Below are 26,131 nucleotides of genomic sequence, written 5' to 3'. Positions count from 1 at the left end.
GGTCGAAGCCCAATCAATCAGCCCTCGGCGTCTTCCGCGGCCGCCTCGCCCTCGGCAGGGCGCTCGAACCATGCCTCGACCGGGCCGGTCAGCTTGATCGTCAGCGGCTGGCCCTTGCGGTCCATCTTGTTGCCCAGAGCCGCGCGGATCCAGCCTTCGGAAATGCAATATTCCTCGACGTCGCGGCGCTCATGGCCCTTGAAGCGGATGCCGATACCCCGCTCGAGCAGCTCGCGCTGGAAATAGGGGCTCTTCGGATTGACCGACAGGCGGTCGGGAGGAGTGTCGCTCATGGTCGCGCCCTTTGCCGCTATTGCGCGACGCTTTCAAGATAACGGTGGATCGCCGAGACCACGACCGATCCCTCGCCCACCCCGGAGGCGACCCGTTTGACCGATCCCGAGCGCACGTCGCCCACCGCGAAGATGCCGTGCGCCGAGGAGCAGAAGAAGGTCTCCCCCGAACCGGTCTTCACGAATCCCGCGGTGTCGAGTTCGACGCAGCCGTCGAGCCAGTCGGTGTTCGGTTGCGCACCGATCATTACGAACAGCGCGCCGACGTCGTGCCGCTCGCTCGCCCCGCTGCGGCGATTCGTCCAGGTCAGCGCGCGCAGATGCTTGTCGCCCTCGAGCTCGGTCACTTCGGTGAAGGGATGGAGCGTGATCCGGTCCGAGGCCTCGATCCGATCGATCAGGTAACGCGACATCGTCGCGGCGAGGCCGGGGCCGCGGACGAGCATGTGGACATGTCCCGCCGTCCGCGAGAGGTAGATCGCCGCCTGCCCCGCCGAATTGCCGCCGCCGATCACCACGGCGGTCTGGCTGGCGCAGAGGCCAGCCTCCATCGCAGTTGCGGCGTAATAGATGCCGTTGCCCTCGAGCTCCTCGTAGCGCGGCAGATCGAGCTTGCGGTAGCGCGCGCCGGTCGCGACCACCACCGCGTGCGCCTTCAAGGTCGCGCCGTCGTCGAGATGGACGACATAGGGCCGCGCGTCGCAATCGATCCCCGCGGCGCTGCGCGACACGAGTAGCCGCGCGCCGAACTTCTGTGCCTGGACCTGCGCGCGGCCGGCGAGCGCCTGCCCCGAGATGCCGGTCGGGAAGCCGAGATAATTCTCGATCTTCGAGCTCGTCCCCGCCTGACCGCCGGGGGCGACCGACTCGATCACGATCGTGTCGAGCCCTTCGGACGCGGCATAGACCGCCGATGCCAGCCCAGCCGGCCCGGCGCCGACCACGGCGACGTCGTGGACATGCTCGGGGTCCACGGCCGAGGCGATCCCGAGCGCGTCGGCGAGCTGGGCGTTGCTCGGGTTGCGCAGCGCCCGTCCCTCGGCGACGACCACCGGCAGATCGGCGTCGGTGAGCGCGAAGCATTCGAGGAAGCCCGCGGCGTCGGCATCGGTCTCGGTATCGATCCGGCGATGCGGCAAGGCATTGCGCGACAGGAAGGTCTCGATCCGCGCGGTATCCGCGGCGTGCGCGGGGCCGACCAGCGCCACGCCCGCGGTGCCGTGGCGCAGCATGCCCATCCGGCGCAGGATGAAGGCGCGCATGACGATCTCGCCGATATCGGGCTCGGCCGCCATCATCCGCCGGAACTCGGCGCGGCCGACCCGCACCACGCGCGTTTCACCGCGGGCGCGGCCGGTGACGAGGATCGTCCGGTCGTTGAACAGATCGAGCTCGCCGGTGAACTGGCGCGGCACGTGCGTGTGGACGACGCATTCGCGGCCGCTCACATCGGTATCGACGATCTCGATCGCGCCGCCGAGGCACAGGAAGAAGTCGACGCTGCGATCACCTCGGCGAAACAGCGCGGTGCCGTCCGCCAACACTTCCTCGGCGCCGAACGAAGCGACGCGCGCGGCCATCTCGTCCGACAGCGACGGAAAGGTCTGCGCCTCGCGCTGATACGGATCGGAGGGATCGGGTCGTTGCACTGGCGAATCATGTCCCATGACGCCAGTCTAACCGTTTCGCCGCACATGCGAAGAGCGGTGCGGACCGCAGCCCGCACCGCTCGTCCGCTTGCGCCGCGGCGCCCGTCAGTTGCAGTAGCGCACGCGCACCGGCCGATCGAGATAGGGATCCCAGACGCGGCGGGTGTAGCACCGGTCCCAGCCGCGATGGCGGCGATAATAGTCGCGATAATAATAGCCGTCGGTCGGATAATAGCCGCGCTCGCGATAATAATCGCGGTCGTAATCGTAGCGGCGATCGTAGCGATCCCCGCTGGCGAGCGCCGCGCCGATCGCGAGGCCTGCGATGCCCGCGACGATCGCGGTGCCGGTGTCGTCGCGATGATGATAGCGGCGATAGCGCTGGGCTTCGGCGGTGGGGGCGACCGCAGTCAGCACACTGGCGCCGAGGACCGTACCGAGCACCGTCTTCTTGATGAGATTGGCCATGTGTTCCTCCAAAACAGGGCGCCGGGACTCGGAAACAACGCGATTCGCGGCGCTTGGGTCGGAGGTCTAACGCCCCGCGGCTGAACCGGTTCGGAATCGGGTGTTCAGCCGCGGTTTAGGCGGTAATAGGCCGCATGGCTTACTGGCTCCTCCGCTCCGAACCCGATGCCTATTCGTGGGACGACCTCGTCCGCGACCGTGCCACCGAATGGAACGGCGTGCGCAATTATACCGCGCGCAATTTCCTGAAGGACATGCGGCCGGGCGACCGCGCATTCTTCTACCATTCGAACACCGAAAAGGCCGTGGTCGGCGTGATGGAGATCACCCGTGCCTGGCAGCCCGACGGCGACGACGGCAAATGGGCGAGCGTCGCGGTGAAGCCGGTCGAGAAGCTCAAAAAGCCGGTGCCGCTCCCCGACATCAAGGCCGAGCCAAGGCTCAAGGACCTCGAGATGCTGCGCCAGTCGCGCCTATCGGTGACTCCGGTCCGCGACGCCGAGTGGCAGGTGCTGCTGGAGATGGGCGAAGGTTGAGCGCAAGCCGCGGGAAGCATCTGCCGGCCCCGGCGGGTAGACCCTTCGGCGAAAGGACCTGCCATGACCTACAAGTTCAAGACCATGCCCTCGCCCGTCGGCACGCTGACCTTGGTGGCGAGCGATGCCGGGCTCGCCGCCATCCTCTGGGAGAATGATCGCCCCGGCCGCGTCAAGCTCGGCGCGCTGGAGGAGGCGCCCGACCACCCACTGCTAATCGAGGCCGAGCGCCAGATCCGCGACTACTTCGCCGGCGAGCGCACCAGCTTCAGCATACCCCTCGATTTCCGCGGCACCGATTTCCAGAAGAGCGTGTGGGCCGCCCTGCTGACGATCCCCTTCGGCGAGACGCGCAGCTATGGCGAGATTGCCCGGCAGATCGGCCGGCCGAGCGCCTCGCGCGCGGTGGGTGCTGCGAACGGCCGCAACCCGATCTCGATCGTCGCCCCCTGCCACCGGGTGATCGGCACCAACGGCGCACTGACCGGCTTCGCCGGCGGACTGGAAGCGAAGGAACTGCTGCTCCGGCTCGAAAACCGCTCCGTCCTCGTCTGAAAACGAAAAGGGCGTCCGGATCGCTCCGGACGCCCTTCGAACTCAGGCCGCCTGCTTCGCCCGGCTCGCGCGCTTGCGCTCGTGCGGATCGAGGAAGCGTTTGCGCAGGCGGATCGACTTGGGCGTGACTTCGACCATTTCGTCGTCGTCGATGTACGCGATCGCCTGTTCGAGCGTCATCTTCTTCGGCGGCGTCAGGCGGATCGCGTCGTCCTTGCCGCCCGATGCGCGGAAGTTGGTGAGCTGCTTCGCCTTCATCGGATTGACCTCGAGGTCATCCGGCTTGGCGTTCTCGCCGACCACCATGCCCTCGTAGAGCGCCTCGCCATGCCCGACGAACAGGATGCCGCGCTCCTCGAGCGGGCCGAGCGCGTAGCTGTTGGCCTCGCCCGAGCCGTTCGAGATCAGCACGCCGTTCTTGCGGCCTTCGATGTTGCCCTTGTGGGGCCCGTATTTCTCGAACAACCGGTTCATGATGCCGGTGCCGCGGGTGTCCGACAGGAACTCGCCGTGATAGCCGATCATCCCGCGCGAAGGTGCCGAGAAGGTGATGCGGGTCTTGCCGCCGCCCGAGGGACGCATGTCGGTCATCTCGGCCTTGCGGATGTTCATCTTCTCGACGACGGTGCCCGAATATTCCTCGTCCACGTCGATGATCACGGTCTCGTACGGCTCGGTCTTCTTGCCTTCTTCGTCGGTGCCGAACAGCACGCGCGGACGGCTGATGCCGAGTTCGAAGCCTTCGCGGCGCATCGTCTCGATCAGCACGCCGAGCTGGAGCTCGCCGCGGCCGGCGACTTCGTACGAATCGCGATCGTCGGCTTCGGTGACCTTGATCGCGACGTTCGATTCGGCTTCGCGGAACAGGCGGTCGCGGATCATGCGCGACGTGACCTTGGTGCCCTCGCGGCCCGCCATCGGCGAATCGTTCACCGCGAAACGCATGCTCAGCGTCGGCGGATCGATCGGCTGGGCGTGGAGCGGCTCGGAGACCGAGGGATCGCAGATCGTGTTGGAGACGGTGGTGTGCGTCAGCCCCGCGATCGAGATGATGTCGCCCGCCTGCGCTTCGTCGGTCGGCACGCGCTCGAGACCGTGGAAGGTCATGATCTTGGTCGCGCGGCCGGTCTCGACGACTTTGCCATCATTATCGAGGCTGTGGATCGGCTGGTTGGTCTTGACCGAGCCCGAGAACACCAGGCCGGTGAGGATGCGCCCGAGGAAATTGTCGCGGTCGAGCAAGGTCACGAGGAACTTGAACGGACCATCCGGGTCGGCCGAGGGCGGCGGCACATGCTCGATGATCTTGTTGAACAACGGCGCCAGCGTGCCTTCGCGCAGGTCCGGCGACTCGTTGGCATAGCCGTTGCGGCCCGAGGCGTAGAGCACGGGGAAGTCGAGCTGCTCGTCGGTCGCCTCGAGGCTGACGAACAGGTCGAACACTTCGTCCAGCACTTCCTGGATGCGCTCGTCCGGACGGTCGATCTTGTTGACGACGACGATCGGACGCAGGCCGAGCGCCAGCGCCTTGCCGGTGACGAACTTGGTCTGCGGCATCGCGCCTTCGGACGAATCGACCAGCAGGATGACGCCGTCGACCATCGACAGGATGCGCTCCACCTCGCCGCCGAAATCGGCGTGGCCGGGAGTGTCGACGATGTTGATCCGCGTGCCTTCCCAATCGACCGAGGTGCACTTGGCGAGAATCGTGATCCCGCGCTCCTTCTCGAGGTCGTTCGAGTCCATCGCGCGCTCTTCGATGCGCTGATTGTCGCGGAACGTGCCGGACTGGCGGAAGAGCTGGTCGACGAGCGTGGTCTTGCCGTGATCGACGTGGGCGATGATCGCCACGTTGCGGAGGTTCATGCGTATATCCTGATTGGCCGCAAAAGGCGGTTTCGCGGGGCGCCCTTAGCGCAATTTGTGCGTTGCGGGAAGTCTTCGCGCCGCTACGGATAAACACATGGTCGAACCACTCCGCATTCTCGTCATCATGGGCAGCGTCCGCGAAGGGCGCATGGCGCTGCCGGTCGCCAATTGGGTGATCGAACAGGCGGCCTCACGCGAGGGCCTCGCCTGCGAGCTGATCGACCTCAAGGACTGGGACCTGCCCTTCTATCCGTTCGCGCACCCACCCGCGCAGGGGAACTACACCGATCCCCTCCAGGTCCGCTGGGCGGGGAAGATCGCGAGCGCCGACGGCTATATCCTGATCTGCCCCGAATATAATCACGGGCCGCCCGCCGTGCTCAAGAACGCGCTCGACTTCGTCTATGCCGAGTGGAACCGCAAGCCGGTGACGTTCGTGGGCTATGGCGGCAATGGTGGCGCGCGCTCGATCGAGCTGCTGACCTGCGTGACGCGCGAGCTGCAGATGGCGCCGCTGGAGGCCTCGGTCCACATCATGGGCGTGTGGGGCAAGGTGAAGGACGGCGTCTTCGCGGGCGACGACAAGGACCTGCGCTGGACCAGGCATCTGTTCGACGAACTCCTTTGGTGGGGCAACGCGCTCAAGGCAGCGCGCTGACCTTGGCGAATGGCCCGAGGTGTACTATTTAACTGACACACTTGGATAGCTGCCGCGATGCCCGTATGAGGGTCGCAACAGCTTTGGAGGGTTTGGAATGGCGACCGAGACTGCAGTGGCCGAACAGGATCTGGTGCTCACTGCGCCCGATCCGGTGAAGGTAGTCGCGCCCGAAAAGGCCGCAGGGCTGGTTCCGGTCGAGGACACCAAGAAGAACGAACTCGAGAAGCGCGTCGAGGGCTTCATCGACGATCTGGTCGCCCAGGACGTCAACTCGCCCGAATTCGGCAAGCGCGTCGATGCGATCGCCGCGATGGGCCAGAAGGAAATCCGCGACGCGGCGGGCCAGTCCAATCGCTTCCTCGATCGCCCAGTGCGCGCAATGAGCACCGATACCGGCGTCGGCGCCGATCTGCTCCAGCTGCGGAAAACCGTCGAAGAGCTCGATCCCGGCCGCAACGGCAAATTGATCGGCGGCAATGACGGCTTCCTGTCGAAGCTGTTCGGCGGCTCGCCGCTCAAACAATATTTCCGCAAATACCAGTCGTCGCAAAGCCACATCCAGGGCATCCTCAAGAGCCTGTCCAGCGGCAAGGACGAGCTGCTGATGGACAATGCCGCGATCGACACCGAGCGCGCGAACCTGTGGAACGCGATGGGTCGCCTCGAGCAGATGATCTATCTGTCCAAGGCGATGGACACCAAGCTGGAGGACAAGGCGAACGAGCTCGACCACACCGATCCCGCCAAGGCCAAGGCGATCCGCGAGACGGCGCTCTTCTATGTCCGCCAGCGCACCCAGGACCTGCTCACCCAGATGGCGGTGACGGTGCAGGGCTATTTGGCGCTCGACCTCGTCAAGAAGAACAATGTCGAGCTGGTGAAGGGCGTCGATCGCGCCTCCACCACGACGGTTTCCGCGCTGCGCACTGCGGTCACCGTCGCGCAGGCGCTGACCAACCAGAAACTCGTGCTCGACCAGATCACCGCGATCAACACGACGACAGCGGGGCTGATCGATTCGACCGGGCAATTGCTCAAGAGCAACACCGCCGCGATCCACGAGCAGGCCGCCAATTCGACGATCCCCGTCGAGACGCTCCAGCGCGCCTTCCAGAACATCTACGACACGATGGACGCGATCGACACCTTCAAGCTGAAGGCGCTCGACAGCATGAAGACCACGGTCAACACGCTCTCCAGCGAAGTCGAGAAGTCGAAGGGCTATATCGCCCGGGCCGAAGGTGCCGCGCAAAACCAGGGCGGCGCGGTCAGCGACACGTTCAAGCTGGAGGCGATGTAAGCCCGTGACTGATGTCGATCGCCTCCGCGCGCGTGCCGACGAGCTGATCGAGCGCTCCCGGGCCCGCGCGCCAGCGACCGCAGCCGACCAGAGGCTGCGCCGCCGGCGTGAGGCCGAGGTGGTCCGGCGAGTCGGCCGGATCGCGATCGCCGACGGTGCGATCCTTGCCGGCGCGATCGTGTTCGCGCTCGCCGTCGCGCCTCTGGGGATCATGGGCGCGATGCTCGTCGCATTGCTGCTGATCGTCGCGACCATCGTCTTCGCAGCTCTGCCCGCGGGGGGCGGCACTCCCGAAATCGAGCAATTGACGCAGGTGCCGCTCAAGGCTTTGCCGCGCACCACCGAGCATTGGCTCGATGCGCAGCGCCCGGCATTGCCCGCGCCGGTGCAGGGGCTGGTCGATTCGATCGGCGTGAAGCTGGAGTTCCTCGCCCCGCAGCTGGCGCAGCTCGACGAGCAATCCCCGGCCGCCGGCGAAGTGCGCAAGCTGGTCGGCGAGCAGCTCCCTGAACTGATCAAGGGGTATGCGAGGGTGCCCGAGCCGCTGCGTCGGGTCGAGCGCAACGGGCTCACGCCCGATCAGCAGCTCGCCCAGGGCCTGCAGGTGATCGACGACGAGATCGCCGAAATGTCCGCCCAGCTCGCACAAGGCGACCTCGACCTGCTCGCGACGCGCGGCCGCTATCTCCAGATCAAATATCAGGGCGACGAGGGCAGCGCCTAAGACCGGGTCGACATTGCCACCATTGCCCCTCTCCCGTCGGGAGAGGAGAAGAACCGTCGAAGTCGGCCTTAAGCCCCGACGCCCGCCTTCGCGCGGTCGGCAAGCCGCTCCACCGCGGCGGCGTGAATGCCCGGCGAGGTCGCCAACACCCCGAACGCCTGCGCATCAGGGGTGTTGAAATCGAGCGGGCGGCCGAACGCGTCGCTCACCGCCGCCCCGGCCTCCCTGGCGAGCAACACCGCCGCGGCGATGTCCCATTCATTGCCCCAGCGGATCGTCGCGAGCAGGTCGGCCTCGCCTGCCGCGACCATCGCGATGCGCAACGCGATCGAATTGGGCTTGGCGACCATCACCAGGTCCCGGTCGACCTTGGAGAGCTGGTCCGCCGGCACCCGCGCGCCGGCAAGCTGATCACGTTCGGTCACCCGCAGCCGCTCGCCGTTGCGAAAGGAGCCCTTGCCGGCTTCGGCGGTCCACACTTCCTGCCGCGCCGGCGCGTCGAGCACCCCGATCACCGGCTTGCCGCGCTCGACCAGCGCAACCGATACCGCCCAGCCCGGCCGCCCGCGCAGATAGTCGCGCGTCCCGTCGATCGGATCGACCACCCAAATCCGTTCGGCATCGAGCCGCGCGGCGCTGTCGATCGTCTCTTCGGAGAGCCAGCCGGCATCGGGAAGCAATTCGCCGAGCCGGTAGCGCAGCATCCCGTCGACTTCGAGATCGACGGCGCACACCGGATTGCCCGGCGACTTCTCCCAGCGGCGGAAATCGGTGTTCCACAGCCGGATCGCGAACCGCCCCGCATCGGCGGCGATGTTCGCGACTTCGGCGGCGAGATCGGACTCATTCACCAGCGATCGTCATCCCGTCGATGCGCAAGGTCGGCGCGTTGATGCCATAGCGGAATTCCAGGTCGTTGGCGGGCGTGAGCGCGAGGAACATGTCCTTCAGATTGCCCGCGATGGTGATCTCGGACACCGCCCGCGTGATCTCGCCCTTCTCGATCAGGAAGCCCGCCGCGCCGCGGCTGTAATCGCCGGTGACGCCGTTGACGCCCTGCCCGATCAGCTCGGTGACGAGGATGCCGCGATCGATTTCGCCGACCAGGGTCTCGGGCGGGATGCTGCCGGGCTGCATGTAGAGATTACTCGGCGCCACCCCCGGTGCGCCGCCGATGCCGCGCGAGGCATGGCCGGTCGGCTCGAGCCCGAGCTGACGCGCCGAGGCGCTGTCGAGCAGCCAGGTCTCCAGCATGCCCTGATCGACCAGCTTGATCGGCAGCACCGGCAGCCCCTCGCCGTCGAAGGGCCGCGAGCGCAGCCCGCGCGGGCGGTGCGGATCGTCGCAGATCGTCACGCCCTTCGCGAATATCTGCTGGCCGAGGCAATCGAGCAGGAAGCTGGTTTTCCGGGTGATCGACGAACCGCCGATCGCGCCGAGCAGATGGCCGATGAGCCCCGCCGAGACGCGGCGATCGAATACCACCGGCATCGCCCCGCTCGGCACCTTGGCGGGATCGAGCCGGGCCACCGCGCGCTCGCCCGCCAGCCGCCCGATCGCCTCGGGGGCCTCTAGCATCGCCGCGTGGCGCGCGCTGTGATGGGCATGGTCGCGCTCCATCGCGCCACCGCTGCCCGCGAGCACGCTCGCCGATATGCCGTGGCCGGTCTGGGCATAGGCGCCGGTGAAGCCGTGGCTGGTGGCGATCGCCATCACCGAGCGGCTCGCGCTCGCGCTGCCGCCCTCGCTGTTGGTGACCCCCTCCACGGCACGCGCGGCATCCTCGGCGGCGAGCGCGCGTGCCTTCAGCGTTTCGGGCGCGTCGTTGGCACCGTCGTCGAGGTCGAGCAGAGGCGGGCTGCCGTGCATCAGCCGCTCCTGCGGCGCGAGCCCGGCCCATCTGTCTTCCGGCGCTTCCCGCGCCATCGCGATCGCACGCTCGACCAGCGCATCGAGCGACTCGCTGCTGAGGTCCGAAGTCGAGACGCTCGCCGAGCGCCGCCCGACGAACACGCGCAAGCCCAGCTCCTCGCTTTCGGAACGCTCGACATCCTCGAGCGCGCCCATCCGCACCGAAACCGACAGCGAACGATCCGCGGCGAACACCGCGTCCGAGGCATCGGCACCCGCGGCGCGCGCCCTGTCGACGATGTCGTGGACGCGTTCGCAGGCTTGGGACTCGGTCAGCATCGCAGCGACTTAGGGGCCGCGTCGGCCGGGTGCAATGGAACGAAAAGACTCCCCTCCCTGCAAGGGAGGGGCTGGGGGTGGGTGCGAGCGTCAGCGAGCCCAACGAGCTGCGCAGTGGAAAAAAGAAAAGACCGGGCATCGAGCCCGACCTTTCCTTACCCACCCCTAACCCCTCCCTTGCAGGGAGGGGAATCTGACATTCCTAAAGCGTCTGCCCGACCACGAAGCAGGCGGCGAACATCAGCAGTCCGGCATTGCGGTTCGAGCGGAAGCGATGGAGCGCATTGGCGCCATCGGCGGGCACGAGGGTCACCACCTGCCAGCCGAGATGCAAGGCCATCGGCAGCAGCGCCGCGAGCGCGAGCGGATCGGGACGAAGCTGCCAGAAAGCGGCGCCCCACAATGCCAGCGCGCCGGCATAAAAGCCCGTAACACCGCCCCGGACATGGCTGCCAAGCCGCCGCGCCGAGGAGCGCACCCCGACCAGCGCATCGTCCTCGACATCCTGCAACGCATAGATCGTGTCGTAGCCGATCACCCAGAAGATGCAGCCGGCATAGAGCAGCAGTCCGGGCAGCCAGCCCCAATCGGGTGCCTCGGCCCAGCCGACCAGAGCCGCCCAGGAGAATACCAGCCCGAGCCAGGCCTGGGGCCACCAGGTGACTCGCTTCATGAAGGGATAGGCCGCGACCAGGATAAGGCTGCCGAGCGCGACGCCGGCCGCGAGCGGCGTGAGCTGGATCAGCACGACCAGCCCGATCAGGCAAAGCGACACCAGCCAGATCCACGCCGCCTTGAGCGACACCGCCCCGCGGGCGAGCGGGCGGCTGGCGGTGCGCGCGACCTGCCGATCGAGGTCGCGGTCGACGATATCGTTGTACACGCAGCCAGCGCCGCGCATCGCGATGCTGCCGAGCAGGAACCACAGGATCAGGTCCCAGCGGACGAGTGCATTTCCCGATAGCGCAACGGCCCATGCCCCGGGCCAGAACAGCAGCCACCAGCCGATCGGCCGATCGAACCGCGCGAGCAGCGCATAGGGGCGCACGGCGGCGGGAAGCATCCCGACCAGCCCGCGATGCTCGGTGTCGGGGACGATATCGGGTGCGGCGGCCATGCCCCTGTCCTTCGCGCTGACCGGACAAAGATCAAGCGGGCGATTGCAACAATCCGGCATATTCCTGCGACAAAGCGCGCGCAGGAATCCCGGAAAGCTCGATCGCGGGAGGCGGGATATGCGTGAATTGGTGTTGGGAAGTCTGATCGTGCTCGCGGGCACCGGCAACGCATGGGCGCAGGACGCGCCGCCGCCCGGCCAATGGCGTCCGGACGGTCCTCCACCGGGCGGCCCGCATCGCGGCCCATTGTTCATCAGCCCGATGGGCGAACCCTTTCGCGGCACGCCCGGCGGTCCCGCGCCGCAAGACGCGTGGTTCGACGGTGCGGATGCAAACCATGACGGCGCGCTCAGCGAGGATGAAATGATCGCCGACGCCGCACGCTTCTTTGCGCTGCTCGACGTGCGCAAGGACGGCGAGATCGACCCCGACGATGTGGAGCGCTACGAGACGGTGCTCGCGCCCGAGATCCGCACCAGCGGATTTGGCGGTGGCGACGGCGGTCGCAGGCCGGGCGGTCGGGGCCATGGCGGTGGACGGCATGGCCATGGCGGTGCCCCCGGCGGGAGCGGCCCGGGCGGCGGCGACGGCGAGGACGGGCCGCGTCCCGGGCGCGATCCGAGCACCGGCATGAAGCAGGGCGCGGCGCGCTTCGGCTATCTCGCTTATCCTGAGCCGGTGACCGTCGCCGACCGTAACCTCAATCGCGGCGTCGATCCAGCCGAGTTCGCCAAGGCCGCCTCTCAGCGCTTCGCGATGCTCGACACCAACCACGACGGCAAGATCGACAAGGCCGAACTGCCGAAATTGTCCCGAGGCTTCGGCGGCCGCGGCCCGCGCGGCGACGACAAGGGCGCGCGGGCGGATATTCCGGACGCCCCCTGACACATTCGTCACCCCGGCCTTGTGCCGGGTGGTAAACATAACCGAGATTTGGACGACACATTTTACCGATGATAGGTGGCCACGGAGCGGCTGGTCTCGAACATCTGCTCAAAGATCAATGATAGTATATTGCATCAAGGAGCGCTGCACGGCCATCCCAAGCCTCTGCGTCATTACCTTCGGGACGCGGCGCATTGTACCATTGGGCGAGCCTTATCGGCTCAATTATTCGTTCCCAGTAATTGTCCAGCCGTAATGTCGATGGAGAAAAGTGTAGCGCTTCGGCCAAGCTACTCTTGTTCCCGTTATTCACGCAAACGAAGGTATCTGGCCGCTTCATGGCCAACAGTCTTGTAGCGGTTGGCGTGCGTCCTACTCTGGCCGACCCGACAAAAGCAGATTCAAACAACGCGCAAAATCGGTTGAAGTCGTTTTCCGCGACCGGGCCTCGGCGCGGGATGCAGTCAATCGCTTTTGCGATCCTGCCGTCCTTATTTGCTATGAGCTTCGTGAAGGAACCGGAGCCCTGCATCGAACCAAACCAGCCAATTTGATATTTCTCCAGCCCGGAGTCCGCGACGGCGTCCGGATGGACGATGCCTGCGACTGCTTTCCATTCCGACACGGTCAGAGCGTCGAACGACTGTGCTCTGGCAAAGAGGGTTTGCAGATAACGCAAAAACCTCATGCGTGTTTCGAAATGATGATTGGGGTCCTTCCGCGCCTCATGCATAAAGGCCGACCAGTCCATTTTCAGGAGGTCGGAGTCTATCCGCTGGAATTCAGCCTTGTCGCTCGGCAGAATAGGAGATGGCGGGCGAGGGCGACTGGCAGCAATATCAGCCTGCCGCCGATAGGCCTCCGCCAGTTGCTTGGTGACCGGCTGTCGATCTGGCGCGTAGGATTCCAAAGTCGCGAGCAACTCAGAAATTACTGCCTCACCAGCGTCGCAGCTCAGATGCAAGCAAGCTTCGACATTGCTGCCCAGCCCGCCGGAAGTAAAATTGGCACTGCCGACGATCGCTTCGGCATTCTGGCCAGTCACGAATAGATAGATTTTCGGGTGGAAGCACGCCCCGCTCTGCTTGAACACATAGGCATTTGGCACCTTGCGAAGCGAATCCACAAAGTCTGGATCGGTAGCGCAAAAATCCAAGCCGACCGTTACCGACCTGAATTTGTGCTTGTTTTCGATGAGCTTGTCGGCGACCGACCCAGCATGTGCCCAGGCGACCGCCATGTAAATCTGGTCGTGCTTCGCGATGAGCCGGGGCAACGCCTTCCGGAGCGCCTTCGCGTCGAGAACTGAAACCTTCACACACCCCTCCCTACGGCAATGGCGGCAAACCCAGTTCGTTCAGGAAGGCGTTGTGTTGCTCCCTCGCTGCACCAATTTCGCCCTCTAGCGCGGTCAGTTTCTTGTGAACCTCACTCAGGTCGATCTCCTCGTCGGCCATCGCCGTGCTGATGTAACGGGAGATGTTTAGATTGAAGTCATTGCCTTCGATCTCTTCCATCGAGACGCGGCGGGAATAGCGTGGCTCCTCGCTGCGGAATTGATAGGTTGAGACGATCTTTCCGATGTGGTCGGGCTTGCCGTCCTTGCCGTCGCCCAGGTAATTTTGCCGCTTGCCCTTCTCGAAATGCTCCGCCGCGTTGATGAACAACACGTCATCGGGCTTCTTGCACTTCTTCAGCACCAGGATGCACACGGGGATGCCAGTGGAATAGAACAGGTTGGCGGGCAGGCCGATCACGGTATCGATATGCCCATCATTGAGCAGCTTCTTCCGGATTTCCGCTTCCTTGCCGCCACGGAAAAGTACGCCGTGCGGCAGGATGATGGCCATGACCCCATCGTCCTTGAGGTAGTGAAATCCGTGCAACAGAAACGCGAAGTCGGCGGCGGACTTCGGCGCAAGGCCGTAGTTCTTGAACCGCACGTCCTCGCCCAGCGCTTCGGTGGGCTCCCAGCGATAGCTGAACGGCGGGTTGGCAACGACGGCATCGAAACGCGGCATCTTGGCCGGGTTCGTTTCGCGCAGGATGTCCCAGTCGTTGGTCAGTGTGTCGCCGTGGAAAATTTCGAACTCGGTGTCCTTCACCCCGTGTAGCAGCATGTTCATGCGCGCTAGGTTGTAGGTGGTGATGTTCTTCTCCTGGCCGAAAATCTTGCCAATCCCGTGCGCCCCCATGCGATGGCGCACGTTGAGCAACAGCGAGCCGGACCCGCAGGCGAAATCCATCAGGCTGTCCATGTGAGCGCGCTGGCCCGTAGCTGGCTCCTGCCCGTCAAGAGACACAATCTGCGAGAGGATGTCCGACACGAATTGCGGGGTGTAGAACTCTCCCGCCTTCTTGCCGGATCCGGCTGCAAACTGGCCAATCAGATATTCGTAGGCATCGCCCAGCGTATCGCTGTCGGTTGAAAACTCCTTCAGCCCCTTGGCGATCTCCGTGATGATCTTGCACAAGGCAGCATTGCGCTCGGCATAGACCTTGCCCAGCTTGTCCGAGGCCAGATTGATCTCCGAGAACAGGCCCCGGAACGTGCTGGCGAAGGATTCTGTCTCGATATACTCCAGCCCTTTCTGGAGGGTATCGAGCAGTTCCACGTCCTGCTTGCGTGCCTGCTCTGCGATACTGGTCCAGAGATATTCCGGGCGGATGACGTAATGCACCTTGCGGCGCATTTGCTTTTCAAAGGCCTCTGTGTCGTCGGGGGTTTCTTCATACCACAGCGACAAAGGCGCGCGCTTGTCCTCAAGCTTCAGCTTGGGATAGTCCGATCCCAGTTCCTTGGCGGCAGCTGCTTCATAGTTGTCCGACAGGTAACGCAGGAACAGGAATGCCAGCATGTAATCGCGGAAATCGTCCGCGTTCATCGCACCGCGCAATGTGTCGGCGATGGCCCACAGGGTCTTGCCCAGTTGCTTTTGTTCCTGATCGGTCATGGTCTACTCATTCATGTCGCGGGCTGGGCCAGAAGCTCTGGCAAGGCGAATTGGTATCGGGCGAGGAAGGCATCCAGAATCTGGCGGAAGAGCTGCTTGTTATCGTCGCCCATCTCTCGGGGTTCGAAAATGGCATATTCGCCATGGCTGAGCAGATTCAGAGCACGCGCATAAAGCGCTTCATCATCAACGCCATGAATGCACGCCGAAAAATCATTGTGCCCGAAAAAGATCGCTGTCTTTTCCAGGATGCTCCGCAACTTGTTGAAATGATAGGTGTATAACGAGCCGGAGTTCGCAGCATTACGAATATCGTCGAGCATTGCAACGTGGTGAAAGAATGGCGTCTCGTCCGTCGCCTGAAGCACAAAGATTTCGCCCCGATTTGGGCGATACAGGAAATATTTCTTGTGCGACTTCTTTTTCAGTTCGTTGCAGACAACGTTGAAAAACAGAGCATGGTGGGACGAAAATACGACCTTAAGTTCGTTCTCCTCACGCTTCAGCAGCTTGGCGAGATCACAGGCAACCGCAATGGCATTGTTGTCGTCAAGCGATGAGATCGGATCGTCGATATATAGATATTTCACCCAGTCATAGGATGGGTGTTTGTCGATCACCCGTTCGCATATCGCCATGAACAGGCACCATATGAAGATGTTCTCTTCGCCGCGCGACACCTTGATGTGGTTACTACCGCCCTTGCTGAACGAGATTGTCCAGCTGGCATAGTCGATGTCGAAATCAAAATCGGCATAGCGACCGAGGTATTTCTGAATGCTCTCTTCAAGCGCCAAGTCCTTTATGCCCGCAAAGAACCGCGATTTTTCATTGAATTTTATCGTGCGGACGATGTCGTTTTCGAGGTCGTTATCCCATAGAAATAGGTCTTCAGTATAGGCATTGAAATACAGTGTGTCACGTACATCTCCCTGCTTCCCCTTATCCTTGAAGCTCATGGAAATGCGGGTCTTCCCGATGCCGTTATAGGCATATAGCAGAACGAACTGCTGTCCGCCTCCATTGAGGTCATCGCGAAGCCGCTGAACCACCTTTTTGATCGATTTATAGGTATATTGGCGAGGCTTGCTCATGCTGACACCTGCCCCGAGACTGGGAAGAGCTGCTGCATTAGGCCTGTTTTGTGGGATTTAAGCGCGTATATCTTGTCGACTTGTGCAGTAATCATACTATCGACAGAGGTCAGACAGTCGGCAATCAGTTGCTGTTCATGCACGTCTCTAGGGGCTGAACACGGAACTTTTTCTAGCACGTCAACCGACAAACCCGGCTGAGCCTGTCCAGTTGCAAAATCGTTCAAGTTCAGACGGACAAGCGCGTGGAAGAGCCACTCGACCAAAATGCCCTTTTGGGGCGTAGCGACAATGGCGTGTTCGGTAGCGTGGAAGTTTCCCGTCACAAAATTGACGTTGCCGCACAGCGCTCCTTGACGACCGATGAGCGCATACTCGCCCGAATGTGTGAAAGTAACGGTATAGCCGCGCAATCCATTCCCCCCATAGCACGGATGCAAAGCTCCGGCCGGTTGTTCATGGATGTCCGCAGCAGCCACGAACTTGCCTGCTTTCATTCTACAGAATTCACCGAGAGTGGCTTCTCTCCAATCCCCCACGCCCTGAAACTGCGGGAAGCGGCGGCTCGGGATAGTATCGCCAGGTACGGGGAAGAGCTGCTGCATCAGACCCTTTTTGTATCCCTTCAATGCCTCCAACTTGTCCGCCTCGGCGGCAATCCGCGCATCGACGGAAGATAGGCAATCCGCGATTTTCTGCTGCTCATCGGGATCGGGCAACAGCAGTCGCATTCGCGCAAGGTCACGGTAGTAGATACGTATACGCACCCCGCCGTCCCCGGTCTCATTTGTGAATGCTTCCCACTGTCTGGAGCTACGGAAATGGTCGAGATACTCTGGAATCAGTGGCGTCGGATCGGCTCGCGCCGAGCAACGAAACACAACGTAGTCCGGGCTAACGAGAATCTCGTCATCGCCCTGCCATCGCGCAATCGAGCCGATGTTGAGGCGCATCGGGTTATATGCAAACCAATTGCTGCGGACGATCTTGTAGCGGGAGATATCTCCTGCAACCAATCGTTCCTCCATCGGAACGATGCCGTCTTCCTTCCGGACGCCCATGACTGACGCAGCAGCGAACTTATCGCCGTTCCGGGTCGTTGCCTCTTCGGTGACGTCGCCAAGTTGAACGTCATGTAACGGTTGCCCAAGAAACTCCGGGAACCGCAATTTCGGGATGACCCCGCCCGTCACTGCGCTCACATTCTTACTGCTCATACGCGCTCAGCCCGGAAATCTCGCGGCCCTGGGCCAGCTTGTGGAGCAAGGGAGCAAGGTCTTCCATTAGCGCCAGCTCGGCTTGGGTGCGCGCCTTCCAACCGAGTTCCAGCGGTGCCATCAGTTCACTCAGGCCGTCGCCATCGAAAATCCGACGGCGCAACACGACATCGACAAAGGTTTGCAGCGCAGCGGCGTCCACCCGATGCTTGTCGGCAATCGCGGTCAGCGCCTGCACCTTCTTGGCCGCCTTGAACCGTTCGTATCCGGCGCGGATTTCCCTTTCATCCAGCGGCTGGTCGGCAGACAGGCCGCGAATATACTCCGCGATGTCGTCCCGCTCGTCGATGAACTTGGCATCGGACTGGATCAGGCCAATCAGCTGCTCGCGGCTCATTTTCAATTTGCCGGGCAGGTTCTGCGTGTAACGGGCGATCAGGCCCATAATGTAATCATAGTCGATCACGGCTGAGTGGAAGAGCACGAACTCGAAATCGAGCTGGTCCACCACCGGATCGCTTGCACCGCCAGGCATGTCCTGCTTTTCCTTCAGCCGCTTGGCGGTTTCGAGATACATGCTGCGGAAGCCTTGCAGGGCGTCTGGCGGTACGGTTTGGCTTATGGCTTCGGTCTGCTCCTCGCTCAGATCGGTGTACTGATCGAGTTGGGTTTTCAGGCGCTGCACCTCTTTGAACAAGGTAATGAACTGCCCGCGCGCGGCATCGCCCTTGAGGTTGGGCACGTCCTCCGGAGTGTTGGTCAGTCCCTGCGATTCCATGAATGCACCGAGCGTCTGCATGGCGTTCTGCAGGTTCTCGATGACCTTCGGCGCCGGATCGACCAGCCAGATTTGCCGGGGGTTGTCGATCTTCTCGCCGGAGAACAGGGCAATGGCCTCTTCCACAGCTGCCTGTTGCTGTCGGAAATCGAGGATGTTGCCGTAGGGCTTGGTGTCATTCAGCACCCGATTGGTTCGCGAAAAAGCCTGAATAAGTCCGTGATGCTTCAGGTTCTTGTCCACATAGAGCGTGTTCAGGAACTTGGAATCAAAGCCGGTCAGCAGCATGTCCACTACGATAACGATATCGATCTTCTCCGCGCCCTTTCGCGGCAAATCGGCATTGGGAAACTGCTGATCCTTGATGCGCTTTTGCACGTCTTGGTAGTAGAGGTCGAACTCCCCAATCTTGTGATTGGTACCGTAGCGATCATTGTAATCACTGATGATCGCCTTTAGCGCGACCTTCTTGGCTTCGGGATCCTGAGCGTTGTCGGCCTTCTCCTGCGGCAGATCTTCCTGAATCTGCTGCACGTCCTTGTTGCCCTCGGCAGGCGGTGAAAAGACGCAGACAATATTTAGCGGCTGAAACTCAGGGTCTTCAGCCTGACGCCGCGCCTGAATCTTGGCGAATTTTTCGTAGTAGTCGATGGCATCATTGATCGAACTGGTAGCCAGCACGGCATTGAATTTCCGGTTGGCGGTGGCCGCATTGTGCTTCGTCAAGATTGTCTCGATGACCTTCTCCTTTTTCAGTGCCTCGCCCGGTTTAGGCAGCTTTTCGCCTTCGGGCTTGTAGTAGTCGATGTGGAACCGCAACACGTTGCGGTCCTCAATGGCGTGAGTGATCGTGTATTGGTGCAGACTGCGCTGGAACAGATCGTCCGTGGTGCGATAACTACCCTGCTCACCCTCGATTTGGCTGTAGCTGGCGTTCTGCTCGAAGATCGGCGTGCCGGTGAAGCCGAAGAGCTGAGCCTTGGGAAAGAACTCCTTGATGGCCTTATGGTTTTCTCCGAACTGCGACCGGTGGCATTCGTCGAAAATGATGGCGACGCGCTCATCACGCAGCGGCTCCAGTCGCTCCTTGTAGGTCTTTTTCTTGCCCTGCTGACGACGCTTTGAATCGTCAAGCGCTAAGCCCAGCTTCTGAATTGTCGTGACAATGACCTTATCGGCCCGGTCGTCCGATAGCAGGCGGCGCACCAGCGTTTCAGTGTTAGTATTTTCCTCGACGCAGCCATCCTGAAAGCGGTTGAACTCCTCGCGAGTCTGCCGGTCGAGGTCTTTGCGATCCACGACAAAAAGGCACTTGGCGATGTCGTCGTTGTCTTTGAGCAACGTCGATGCCTTGAAGGATGTCAGCGTCTTGCCGCTGCCGGTGGTATGCCAGACATAGCCGTTGCCGCAATTCTGGTGAATGCACTCTACAATCGCCTTCACAGCATAGATTTGGTAGGGGCGCATCATCATCAGCTTCTGTTCGCTGGCAACGAGCACCATATAACGGCTGACCATCTGACCCAGCGTGCATTTCGCCAGGAATTTCTCTGCAAAGCTGTCGAGGTGGGTAATCTTCTTGTTTTCTTCGCTGGCGAACTGATAAATCGGCAGGAAGCGCTCATCGGCATTGAAGCTGAACTGCCGAGCGTTGTTGTTGGCGAAATACCAAGTGTCGGTACGGTTGCTGACCACGAAAATCTGGAGGAAGCAAAGCAGCGTCTTGCCGTACCCGTTCCCCGGATCGGTTTTGTAATCGACGATCTGCTGCATGGCGCGGCGCGGACTGACCGCCATTGTTTTGAGCTCAATCTGAACGACTGGCACGCCGTTGATGAGCAGAATCACATCGTAGCGATGATGGCTGTTGTCTGTGTTGATGCGGAGTTGGCTGACCACCTCAAACGTGTTTTTGCACCAGTCCTTGATGTTGACCAACGTGTAGTTGAGCGGCGTGCCATCATCGCGCTCAAAGCTGCTGTATCCCCGCAACACGTTTGCAGCCGCGAACACGTCGGGCGCGGTGATGCTTTCAAGAAGGCGCTGAAACTCGTTATCGGTCAAGTGGACGCGGTTCAAAGCCTCGAACTTCTGACGAAAATTCAGCTCCAGCGCCGCACGATCACGGATGTCCCGACGATATTCGTACTTCAGCTCTTCAAGCTTAGAAATCAGTTCCCGTTCGATGGTGCTTTCGGCCGTCGTCATTGATCTAATCCGGGCTGATTGGTGGAGATTGAGGCCGTGTCGTCCGCGCCGCCCAGCCTGACCCACTCATCCACCTCGGATATCTGGAACTTCCACAAGCGCCCGATTTTATGCGCGGGCAAATGCCGACACTCGCGCCAGCGATATATGGTGTCCTTCACTACGCCCAAATGCTTGGCCACGTCTTCAGCGGTGACCCATGGTTCCGCTGGTGTCATATAAACTCCGCTGAACAGGCTTATAGTCGTTTAAAGTAGCCTTACCACAGCGGAGGATGGGTGCAATGCCCGAGGGCGCGACAGACGTGCTAGCGCAAGCGCAGCTGACAGATACACTTCGACCGACCAATCAAGGACGGGCAAACTCAAGCGGTGGGCGAGGTATGCGCGGCTCGGAGCTTTATGAGCAATCCGGTGCTGAATTTTCGCGATTTGAGCGCCTTGCTAAGATTCGAACCATCAACGCCGACGCGACCGGCGAAGGCGTACATCCCTTCGATGATGGCTTGCTGCCAAGCCCAATCACATAGCTCTGCCTCTTCGGCTGTGTAAGCTTCCCACCCTTGCCATAGCCGGACGGCGACATCTGCGAGGCGGATCAGAGTCGCATCCGAGACGAGATTTTGGCTGCTCACCGCTGCGGCGATAGTGCGATCTGTGACGCGAGCTGCTTTGGTAAACTTTCGCACGCTGAACCGCTTGCGGGCTATGCGGATCGATTCCACTAGCCCCGCCCGCGCTTCGGGCGTCAGGCCATAGCTGATCGCCGCATCATCCTCGCCGACGTACAGCTGCTCTTCCCAACCCTCAGCTTCCTTGCCGATCATCTGCGCGGCGGTACCGATGATATGGCGGCGCTCCAGCGGGCCACTGTTTCCGCGCTTTTCGCCGCCACGAAATTTAGTCTCGGGCTGGAGGTGATAATCCGCCAGGGCATCGGCATAGGAAATGAGCCAGCGCGGCGGGATTTTGATGTCGCGGTGGCGGCGATCGAAGGCATGTTCCGCCGCTAAGCGCGGGTCTCGGTCATATGGCGCAGTCGGTGCAGGGTCTCGCTTATGCTTCCGCCACCGAGCCAATGCTTCGGTGTCGTCATGTGCGCGTAGCTCGATTTTCTCGGACTGCATCGACAACAGGAATCCGAACGGACGCACCTGCTTCTCGTAGGGCTTCCCGCGATTGTAGGATTTGAACCACTTTAGCAGCGCGGGAGTGGTGGCCGCATATCGACTAGCAACCGGCCTGCCAAACCGTTCGTCGGTATCGAGACCGATAGCATATCCCGCATCGTCCGGCTCCGCGTCTTCCGCCGCAGTGATAATCCGCTTCCAAAGGTCTTCCTGCCAGAGATCGACATTAATATCCGCCAATCGCTTTGCGCGGCGGTCTTTGTCCATATCCTGATAGGGTGGCAGCAGGTGGCCAAGACCGTGCGCAGATGCCTTTCTGATGATCGGGCCATCGCTGCCATCATTGAACAAGGCGTAGCGCTTGGCACTGATCGCGAAGCAATGGAGCGGTGGCGCGCTATCAAGACCGACCTTCCGCTTATCGCCCATGGCGTAGTTCTGATCCTCGATTTGCAGGATCGATTCAGCGCTCACTTCATACGGGTTCAGACCTGCGAACGATACGCAGACCCGACGAGCTGCTGCGATGAACGATGGCGCATCCATGTCGCGCGGTCGCGCGATGGCAAGGCTGTCGGTATCGCAGAATACCCAATCCAGTCCTTCATCGGCGGCACAACGTTCCGCCAGTGCCAACATCAACCGCGCCGCGCCGGTTATCAGTGTGGCCAATAGCGGATGAAAATAGCTACCCGGCTGCTCATATTTGTTGGTGGTGACGGGAAACTCGACGCCTTCGGAGCCATAGCCCTTGAGCGTCTCGGCCTTTTCAAGGTCGTGGACGATCATCTCGATAAAGATGCCGTAGCTTGTCGCATTAGCGAGAATTTTCAGCGCCAGTTGCTCGGATTTGAGTCGGGCGGCATCGTCGGCGGATTGGGCAGGCGTTGATTTGACCTCAAGCCGCAGATCGATAACGCGCTGATAGAAATCAGTTGTCGCTGGTTCGACGTGGAACTTAGCTTTCCCGGCAATGTCGATGGGCTGCAAGCCGGATTGCTTTTCTCGTGGCGAAAACCGGATAGCGCGATCGATCACCGGCACCTTGCCACCGCCCAACACCTTGGCCGCAATCACGTCGGCGAGCGTAAACCAGCGAGGCTCGCCCGATGAAAATTCGTTGACGCCGATCGTGGACGCGCCTTCGTCTCCGTACTTCGCCCTGATTGGCAGAATGTCATTCGCGGGACGCAACTGCACAAGTGCTGTGAGATCGCTCCATTGTTCGGGACGCAGCATATCGGCGGGTTCGATGCGATCGAGCAAAGCCTGTGTCTCGACGGTCGCATCCGTCCAATCCATGCCTGTCGCGATCACGAACTGCCACAAACCCATGAGCGTGCAGACGGTTGGGTACATGGACAGGAAATCACAGTAGAGGACTTGCCGCCTTTCGCGCCGGATTTTCACCTCTGCGCGGCCACCGAAATAGGTCGATAGGATTTGCCCAATCATCTCGGGCGGAAAATCTGGTTGCATCTCGCGCCAGGTACGAACGCCCATCTGCCGCAAATATGCCTTGCCCAAGCTCGCTTCGCTGTAGAGCGTTTTCGGCTCAATCGTAGACAGGTCGTAGCTGGCGAGCCGGGTAGTCAGCGTCTCATAGCACTCCCATGTCGCCTGAACGTCATTCAGGGCATAACCGACATATTTCGGAGTCAGCGCGCCGCCATGTTCATCGGTTTCGATCTTGGGATTGGAGACCTTCAGAGCCGACGACAGGGTTTCCAGACTCCATCCACCTGATAGGAGGCCAGCGGCAAGCGTCTTCACGTCGACAAATGAGCCGGTACGCGGTGCGACGGAGATACCGAGTTTTCGCTGGCTTTCAGGTGTGCGCCGCTTCGACGGATTGCCGAACCGGATGAACGCCATGCGCGAGGATATGTGTTTGACGATGACGCGGGGCGCATAGGGATTTGAGGACAGTTTGAAGCTGAACCCGCCTGCAAATACCTTTCGCGCAGGACCGTGATCGAACGCGATGCGCGATATATCGAATGGCAGATTGAACCCGATCACCGTGCCGCCGGTCTCGTAGATGCGATCGAACAATATCCAGTCGGCAAACTGGCGCACGGTCATCAACCGCAAGCCGCGCATCTCGGCAACCGATTGAAGGACGGCTAGATCGGCAGCGGAGATATCCTCTGCATAGAACAGCCCTTCGCCCTTGCGCGCGAGGACGCCGTTGTTGCGCAGTTGATATGCGCCGAACCGCAATGCCTGCGCTGGATCGATTCCGGTCTCACAATCGAAGGTGAGGGTCCAGCCGCTCGGCGGCAGCGTGGCCACATCCTCCGATTCCGGGCTAACCCAGCCTTTCCCGGACGGCGTTTCCCGAACCACAAAGCCCCGGAGGTATATCGATTTCTCTTCGCCCGGTTTCTCATTGAGGCGGTGCCGTTCGTTCATCCTTACCGCCGTCCCGCTTCTTCCGTGGCGATCTCGCCGCCGCTTCGGCACACAATATCGGACCAAATTCCCTCAATCGGGTTACGGTAATCTCCAGATAATCTGCCAACCCCTCGACCATGCGCCCCATCTTCTCCAGCGGATCAGACGGTTCGGCGTCCTTAGGCGGGTGATCCTTTTGGAGATGGGTTCGCTTTGCGTGGCAGTTGGCGCAAAGCGGCCAAACTACATCGCTGAACTCCTGACCATCTACATGATCTAGATGCAGGCAAACTTTGTCGTCCTCACCGCAGAAAATGCATTGGGCATTCTCGAATCCGAGACGTTCCAAATGCCTACGCCGTCGCTTTTCGCGGGCGTGTTCGCGCGCCTCGCGGCGGCTTTCATCCTCATCGAAAGACATGGAAAGCCCTCAATTCGTATTGCGATAAAGCTGGTGGAATTGAGGTCGCCCCTTGGCGCGTAGCTCGTACAGCGTATCCGGATCGGTTTCGAACGGGTAGAATTTGCCGCGCACGTCGGTCACGCCGTGATTAATATGCGGCTCCAGAATCTCTAATCGGCCGCTGCCAAGGAACTTCCCGACTGCGGCCATGTACGCGCCCAAACGCGCGGCATTTTCATCATCCACGAAAACGCGAATGGATTGCCCGTTTGAATAGAGCGGAAAGTCGTTCTGGACGCGCGGCCTGAAGGTGTACCGCTTGCCGTGCCGAACATAGTCACCGCGTTCGCCGATCGATCGCCGCAATCGCTCCCGAGCAACCCCAAGCTCTCGGGCGACGGTGGACAGGCTTTCGCCGCTTGCCACTCGCGCAAAGCCCTCAGCCAATCGATTGTCAGATTTCAGCGCCGCGCCGGACGCTGTTTTCTCGCCGACTTTCGCATGTCCGCGCGCCGCGCTCTTGCTCAACCCCTTTGCGAGCGCACGTTCGATGCGCTGACGATACCTTTCCTGCCCGCTCAACCTAGCTGCCATCGACTCGACCCCGAAAATGGAACCGACCAATTCAACCAGATCGCAACCGACCTCGAATCAGATTAATGGGAGACATAAAGGCCAACCGATGCTGTTCCGCGATTTCTTCCCGCGCCTGCGCGATCATGCCTTCGAGCGCTATGGACAGGTAGTCACGGAACGGCAGTTCAAAGATTGGCGCGAAGACGGCTTGCTGCCCGGCCCTGCCGCCTCGAAGGGACGAGGACGCGGCAAATCTCCTGAACGGCATTGGCCCATTGCAAGTTATCGGCGTGCGCTCCGCATCTGCCGCTACAAATCTTGGGGGGGCAATCGGCAATCCCAATGGTGGCTTGGCTTTTGGCTGTCGGGCGAAGCCGTCGCGCCAAGCAAAATACGGAGCGAGCTGAAGCGCGAATGCAGCATCGAGCGCAGGCGCAATCATTCTTTCATCACGAGCGATCGATGGCGCGAAACGAGATTTCGAACGGTTGCTGACGCTGAACGTGGCGGGATTGTCGGTGAGGGAAATGTTGCCGGATTGCTGGCGCTGACCAAAATGACGCCGGACCAATATCGTCGCCTTTCAATCCTTCAATTGGATGAAACCTCAGGCGCTGATGCGGAAAAGCTGATCCATGAAATGGCGCCTTCGCATTTCGACCTCGGCCCCGAATTAGACGATACCGCCGCAGCCAAAGCCTTTGCGGAAATCAGAGCTGATATTGCATCTGATGAAATCAAGCGCCTTTGGCGCTCAGGCCATATGGATCGGGAGGGCATCCGGTCTGGAAAATACCTCGACGATATGCCGGATTCCGATTTTGCGACTTGCCTCCAAATACTGCGGCTACGCGAGAGAATTGCAAAATGGAATTATGCCCTTTCGTGGCTAATGGGGAATCGATCGCCCGAGAAAATCCTGCTCAATCTCTTGCCGATCCAATTCAGTCAGGCGTCATCCCTCGAATTTCGTATCTCGCAGTTAATTCGAATTGCATTCGAAATCGATGCTGACCGCCGCGAGGGCCATAATTCCACGTGGCGGCTCGACGGAATTGCCAAAGCGGAATTGCAATTAAGGATGATTTTACAAAGAGATAATTCAAAATTTCGCTGAAATTTGCTAG

The 26,131-nt window shown here is 61.3% G+C and carries 23 protein-coding genes; 7 read left to right on the top strand and 16 right to left on the bottom strand.

Features of this window, described 5'->3' with window-relative positions; genetic code table 11:
* Nucleotides 1-17: 17 nt before the first annotated feature.
* The 3 genes from ASE13_RS14590 to ASE13_RS14580 form a co-directional block, all read right to left on the bottom strand.
* Entirely contained in the window at nt 18-293 is a 276-nt protein-coding gene (locus ASE13_RS14590) for a DUF3297 family protein (RefSeq protein ID WP_056617271.1), read from the bottom strand.
* Between the two features lie 17 nt (nt 294-310).
* Complete coding sequence (locus ASE13_RS14585; RefSeq protein WP_235536990.1) at nt 311-1,942, bottom strand: FAD-dependent oxidoreductase; 1,632 nt, start codon at nt 1,940-1,942, stop codon at nt 311-313.
* Between the two features lie 105 nt (nt 1,943-2,047).
* Nucleotides 2,048-2,410, bottom strand: coding sequence for a hypothetical protein (locus ASE13_RS14580; protein WP_056617264.1), 363 nt, complete (start codon nt 2,408-2,410; stop codon nt 2,048-2,050).
* A gap of 134 nt (nt 2,411-2,544) precedes the next feature.
* Here ASE13_RS14580 and ASE13_RS14575 point away from each other — a divergent pair, with 134 nt between their 5' ends.
* Both ASE13_RS14575 and ASE13_RS14570 read left to right on the top strand, forming a co-directional pair.
* Nucleotides 2,545-2,946 (top strand): EVE domain-containing protein, encoded by a 402-nt coding sequence (locus ASE13_RS14575; protein ID WP_056617261.1) that lies wholly within the window; start codon nt 2,545-2,547, stop codon nt 2,944-2,946.
* Nucleotides 2,947-3,009: 63 nt separating this feature from the next.
* Nucleotides 3,010-3,501 carry a methylated-DNA--[protein]-cysteine S-methyltransferase gene (locus tag ASE13_RS14570; RefSeq protein ID WP_056617259.1) on the top strand — a complete coding sequence of 164 codons (492 nt, stop codon included), beginning with the start codon at nt 3,010-3,012 and terminating at the stop codon, nt 3,499-3,501.
* A gap of 42 nt (nt 3,502-3,543) precedes the next feature.
* On the opposite strand, the gene typA is transcribed toward ASE13_RS14570, so the two are convergent.
* Nucleotides 3,544-5,367, bottom strand: a complete 1,824-nt coding sequence (typA, locus tag ASE13_RS14565; RefSeq protein WP_056617256.1) for a translational GTPase TypA — start codon at nt 5,365-5,367, stop codon at nt 3,544-3,546.
* A 97-nt stretch (nt 5,368-5,464) separates the two neighbouring features.
* Here typA and ASE13_RS14560 point away from each other — a divergent pair, with 97 nt between their 5' ends.
* The 3 genes from ASE13_RS14560 to ASE13_RS14550 all read left to right on the top strand — a co-directional run bounded on the left by ASE13_RS14560 (nt 5,465) and on the right by ASE13_RS14550 (nt 8,055).
* Nucleotides 5,465-6,028 (top strand): NADPH-dependent FMN reductase, encoded by a 564-nt coding sequence (locus tag ASE13_RS14560; protein WP_056617250.1) that lies wholly within the window; start codon nt 5,465-5,467, stop codon nt 6,026-6,028.
* 97 nt (nt 6,029-6,125) lie between these two features.
* Nucleotides 6,126-7,331, top strand: a complete 1,206-nt coding sequence (locus ASE13_RS14555; protein ID WP_056617247.1) for a toxic anion resistance protein — start codon at nt 6,126-6,128, stop codon at nt 7,329-7,331.
* Between the two features lie 4 nt (nt 7,332-7,335).
* Nucleotides 7,336-8,055: a hypothetical protein gene (locus ASE13_RS14550; protein WP_056617244.1), complete on the top strand. Its 720-nt coding sequence runs from the start codon at nt 7,336-7,338 to the stop codon at nt 8,053-8,055.
* A 68-nt stretch (nt 8,056-8,123) separates the two neighbouring features.
* On the opposite strand, the gene ASE13_RS14545 is transcribed toward ASE13_RS14550, so the two are convergent.
* The 3 genes from ASE13_RS14545 to ubiA form a co-directional block, all read right to left on the bottom strand.
* Nucleotides 8,124-8,906, bottom strand: a complete 783-nt coding sequence (locus tag ASE13_RS14545; protein ID WP_056617241.1) for a 3'(2'),5'-bisphosphate nucleotidase CysQ — start codon at nt 8,904-8,906, stop codon at nt 8,124-8,126.
* Nucleotides 8,899-10,245 carry a TldD/PmbA family protein gene (locus ASE13_RS14540; protein ID WP_056617239.1) on the bottom strand — a complete coding sequence of 449 codons (1,347 nt, stop codon included), beginning with the start codon at nt 10,243-10,245 and terminating at the stop codon, nt 8,899-8,901. Before ASE13_RS14540 ends, ASE13_RS14545 begins: the two co-directional genes overlap by 8 nt.
* Nucleotides 10,246-10,447: 202 nt before the next feature.
* Nucleotides 10,448-11,362: a 4-hydroxybenzoate octaprenyltransferase gene (ubiA, locus tag ASE13_RS14535; protein ID WP_056617236.1), complete on the bottom strand. Its 915-nt coding sequence runs from the start codon at nt 11,360-11,362 to the stop codon at nt 10,448-10,450.
* A gap of 118 nt (nt 11,363-11,480) precedes the next feature.
* On the opposite strand from ubiA, the gene ASE13_RS14530 reads away from it, so the two are divergent.
* Nucleotides 11,481-12,248, top strand: a complete 768-nt coding sequence (locus ASE13_RS14530) for an EF-hand domain-containing protein (RefSeq protein ID WP_056617233.1) — start codon at nt 11,481-11,483, stop codon at nt 12,246-12,248.
* Between the two features lie 115 nt (nt 12,249-12,363).
* On the opposite strand, the gene ASE13_RS14525 is transcribed toward ASE13_RS14530, so the two are convergent.
* The 9 genes from ASE13_RS14525 to ASE13_RS14490 form a co-directional block, all read right to left on the bottom strand.
* Nucleotides 12,364-13,566, bottom strand: a complete 1,203-nt coding sequence (locus ASE13_RS14525; protein WP_056617230.1) for a phospholipase D family protein — start codon at nt 13,564-13,566, stop codon at nt 12,364-12,366.
* Between the two features lie 10 nt (nt 13,567-13,576).
* Entirely contained in the window at nt 13,577-15,202 is a 1,626-nt protein-coding gene (locus tag ASE13_RS14520; RefSeq protein ID WP_056617228.1) for a type I restriction-modification system subunit M, read from the bottom strand.
* Between the two features lie 11 nt (nt 15,203-15,213).
* Entirely contained in the window at nt 15,214-16,296 is a 1,083-nt protein-coding gene (locus ASE13_RS14515) for an AAA family ATPase (RefSeq protein WP_056617225.1), read from the bottom strand.
* Nucleotides 16,293-17,513, bottom strand: coding sequence for a restriction endonuclease subunit S (locus ASE13_RS14510; RefSeq protein WP_056617223.1), 1,221 nt, complete (start codon nt 17,511-17,513; stop codon nt 16,293-16,295). The genes ASE13_RS14515 and ASE13_RS14510 overlap by 4 nt, the downstream gene beginning before the upstream one ends.
* Nucleotides 17,503-20,499: a type I restriction endonuclease subunit R gene (locus ASE13_RS14505; protein WP_056617220.1), complete on the bottom strand. Its 2,997-nt coding sequence runs from the start codon at nt 20,497-20,499 to the stop codon at nt 17,503-17,505. The genes ASE13_RS14510 and ASE13_RS14505 overlap by 11 nt, the downstream gene beginning before the upstream one ends.
* A complete protein-coding gene (locus ASE13_RS14500) occupies nt 20,496-20,717 on the bottom strand; it encodes a helix-turn-helix domain-containing protein (protein ID WP_056617218.1) in 222 nt (73 codons plus the stop codon). Before ASE13_RS14500 ends, ASE13_RS14505 begins: the two co-directional genes overlap by 4 nt.
* A 146-nt stretch (nt 20,718-20,863) precedes the next feature.
* A complete protein-coding gene (locus ASE13_RS14495; RefSeq protein WP_056617215.1) occupies nt 20,864-24,043 on the bottom strand; it encodes a hypothetical protein in 3,180 nt (1,059 codons plus the stop codon).
* Nucleotides 24,018-24,446: a hypothetical protein gene (locus ASE13_RS19920; RefSeq protein WP_156404900.1), complete on the bottom strand. Its 429-nt coding sequence runs from the start codon at nt 24,444-24,446 to the stop codon at nt 24,018-24,020. The genes ASE13_RS14495 and ASE13_RS19920 overlap by 26 nt, the downstream gene beginning before the upstream one ends.
* 9 nt (nt 24,447-24,455) lie before the next feature.
* Nucleotides 24,456-25,022: a hypothetical protein gene (locus ASE13_RS14490; RefSeq protein WP_156404899.1), complete on the bottom strand. Its 567-nt coding sequence runs from the start codon at nt 25,020-25,022 to the stop codon at nt 24,456-24,458.
* Nucleotides 25,023-25,110: 88 nt separating this feature from the next.
* Here ASE13_RS14490 and ASE13_RS19915 point away from each other — a divergent pair, with 88 nt between their 5' ends.
* Complete coding sequence (locus ASE13_RS19915; protein ID WP_156404898.1) at nt 25,111-26,121, top strand: hypothetical protein; 1,011 nt, start codon at nt 25,111-25,113, stop codon at nt 26,119-26,121.
* Nucleotides 26,122-26,131: the final 10 nt, after the last annotated feature.

Source organism: Sphingomonas sp. Root241, from assembly GCF_001428865.1.
GTDB lineage: Bacteria > Pseudomonadota > Alphaproteobacteria > Sphingomonadales > Sphingomonadaceae > Sphingomonas.
The sequence above is the reverse complement of the archived record's forward strand: the minus strand, read 5'-3'. Positions and strand labels throughout refer to the sequence as shown.

What these genes read in the sequence shown, in the direction of transcription:
- ASE13_RS14590 (WP_056617271.1), bottom strand. Translation starts at nt 293, where the DNA reads ATGAGCGACACTCCTCCCGACCGCCTGTCGGTCAATCCGAAGAGCCCC.
- ASE13_RS14580 (WP_056617264.1), bottom strand. Translation starts at nt 2,410, where the DNA reads ATGGCCAATCTCATCAAGAAGACGGTGCTCGGTACGGTCCTCGGCGCC.
- ASE13_RS14575 (WP_056617261.1), top strand. Translation starts at nt 2,545, where the DNA reads ATGGCTTACTGGCTCCTCCGCTCCGAACCCGATGCCTATTCGTGGGAC.
- ASE13_RS14570 (WP_056617259.1), top strand. Translation starts at nt 3,010, where the DNA reads ATGACCTACAAGTTCAAGACCATGCCCTCGCCCGTCGGCACGCTGACC.
- typA (WP_056617256.1), bottom strand. Translation starts at nt 5,367, where the DNA reads ATGAACCTCCGCAACGTGGCGATCATCGCCCACGTCGATCACGGCAAG.
- ASE13_RS14560 (WP_056617250.1), top strand. Translation starts at nt 5,465, where the DNA reads ATGGTCGAACCACTCCGCATTCTCGTCATCATGGGCAGCGTCCGCGAA.
- ASE13_RS14555 (WP_056617247.1), top strand. Translation starts at nt 6,126, where the DNA reads ATGGCGACCGAGACTGCAGTGGCCGAACAGGATCTGGTGCTCACTGCG.
- ASE13_RS14540 (WP_056617239.1), bottom strand. Translation starts at nt 10,245, where the DNA reads ATGCTGACCGAGTCCCAAGCCTGCGAACGCGTCCACGACATCGTCGAC.
- ubiA (WP_056617236.1), bottom strand. Translation starts at nt 11,362, where the DNA reads ATGGCCGCCGCACCCGATATCGTCCCCGACACCGAGCATCGCGGGCTG.
- ASE13_RS14530 (WP_056617233.1), top strand. Translation starts at nt 11,481, where the DNA reads ATGCGTGAATTGGTGTTGGGAAGTCTGATCGTGCTCGCGGGCACCGGC.
- ASE13_RS14520 (WP_056617228.1), bottom strand. Translation starts at nt 15,202, where the DNA reads ATGACCGATCAGGAACAAAAGCAACTGGGCAAGACCCTGTGGGCCATC.
- ASE13_RS14515 (WP_056617225.1), bottom strand. Translation starts at nt 16,296, where the DNA reads ATGAGCAAGCCTCGCCAATATACCTATAAATCGATCAAAAAGGTGGTT.
- ASE13_RS14510 (WP_056617223.1), bottom strand. Translation starts at nt 17,513, where the DNA reads ATGAGCAGTAAGAATGTGAGCGCAGTGACGGGCGGGGTCATCCCGAAA.
- ASE13_RS14505 (WP_056617220.1), bottom strand. Translation starts at nt 20,499, where the DNA reads ATGACGACGGCCGAAAGCACCATCGAACGGGAACTGATTTCTAAGCTT.
- ASE13_RS14500 (WP_056617218.1), bottom strand. Translation starts at nt 20,717, where the DNA reads ATGACACCAGCGGAACCATGGGTCACCGCTGAAGACGTGGCCAAGCAT.
- ASE13_RS14495 (WP_056617215.1), bottom strand. Translation starts at nt 24,043, where the DNA reads ATGAACGAACGGCACCGCCTCAATGAGAAACCGGGCGAAGAGAAATCG.
- ASE13_RS19920 (WP_156404900.1), bottom strand. Translation starts at nt 24,446, where the DNA reads ATGTCTTTCGATGAGGATGAAAGCCGCCGCGAGGCGCGCGAACACGCC.
- ASE13_RS14490 (WP_156404899.1), bottom strand. Translation starts at nt 25,022, where the DNA reads ATGGCAGCTAGGTTGAGCGGGCAGGAAAGGTATCGTCAGCGCATCGAA.
- ASE13_RS19915 (WP_156404898.1), top strand. Translation starts at nt 25,111, where the DNA reads ATGCTGTTCCGCGATTTCTTCCCGCGCCTGCGCGATCATGCCTTCGAG.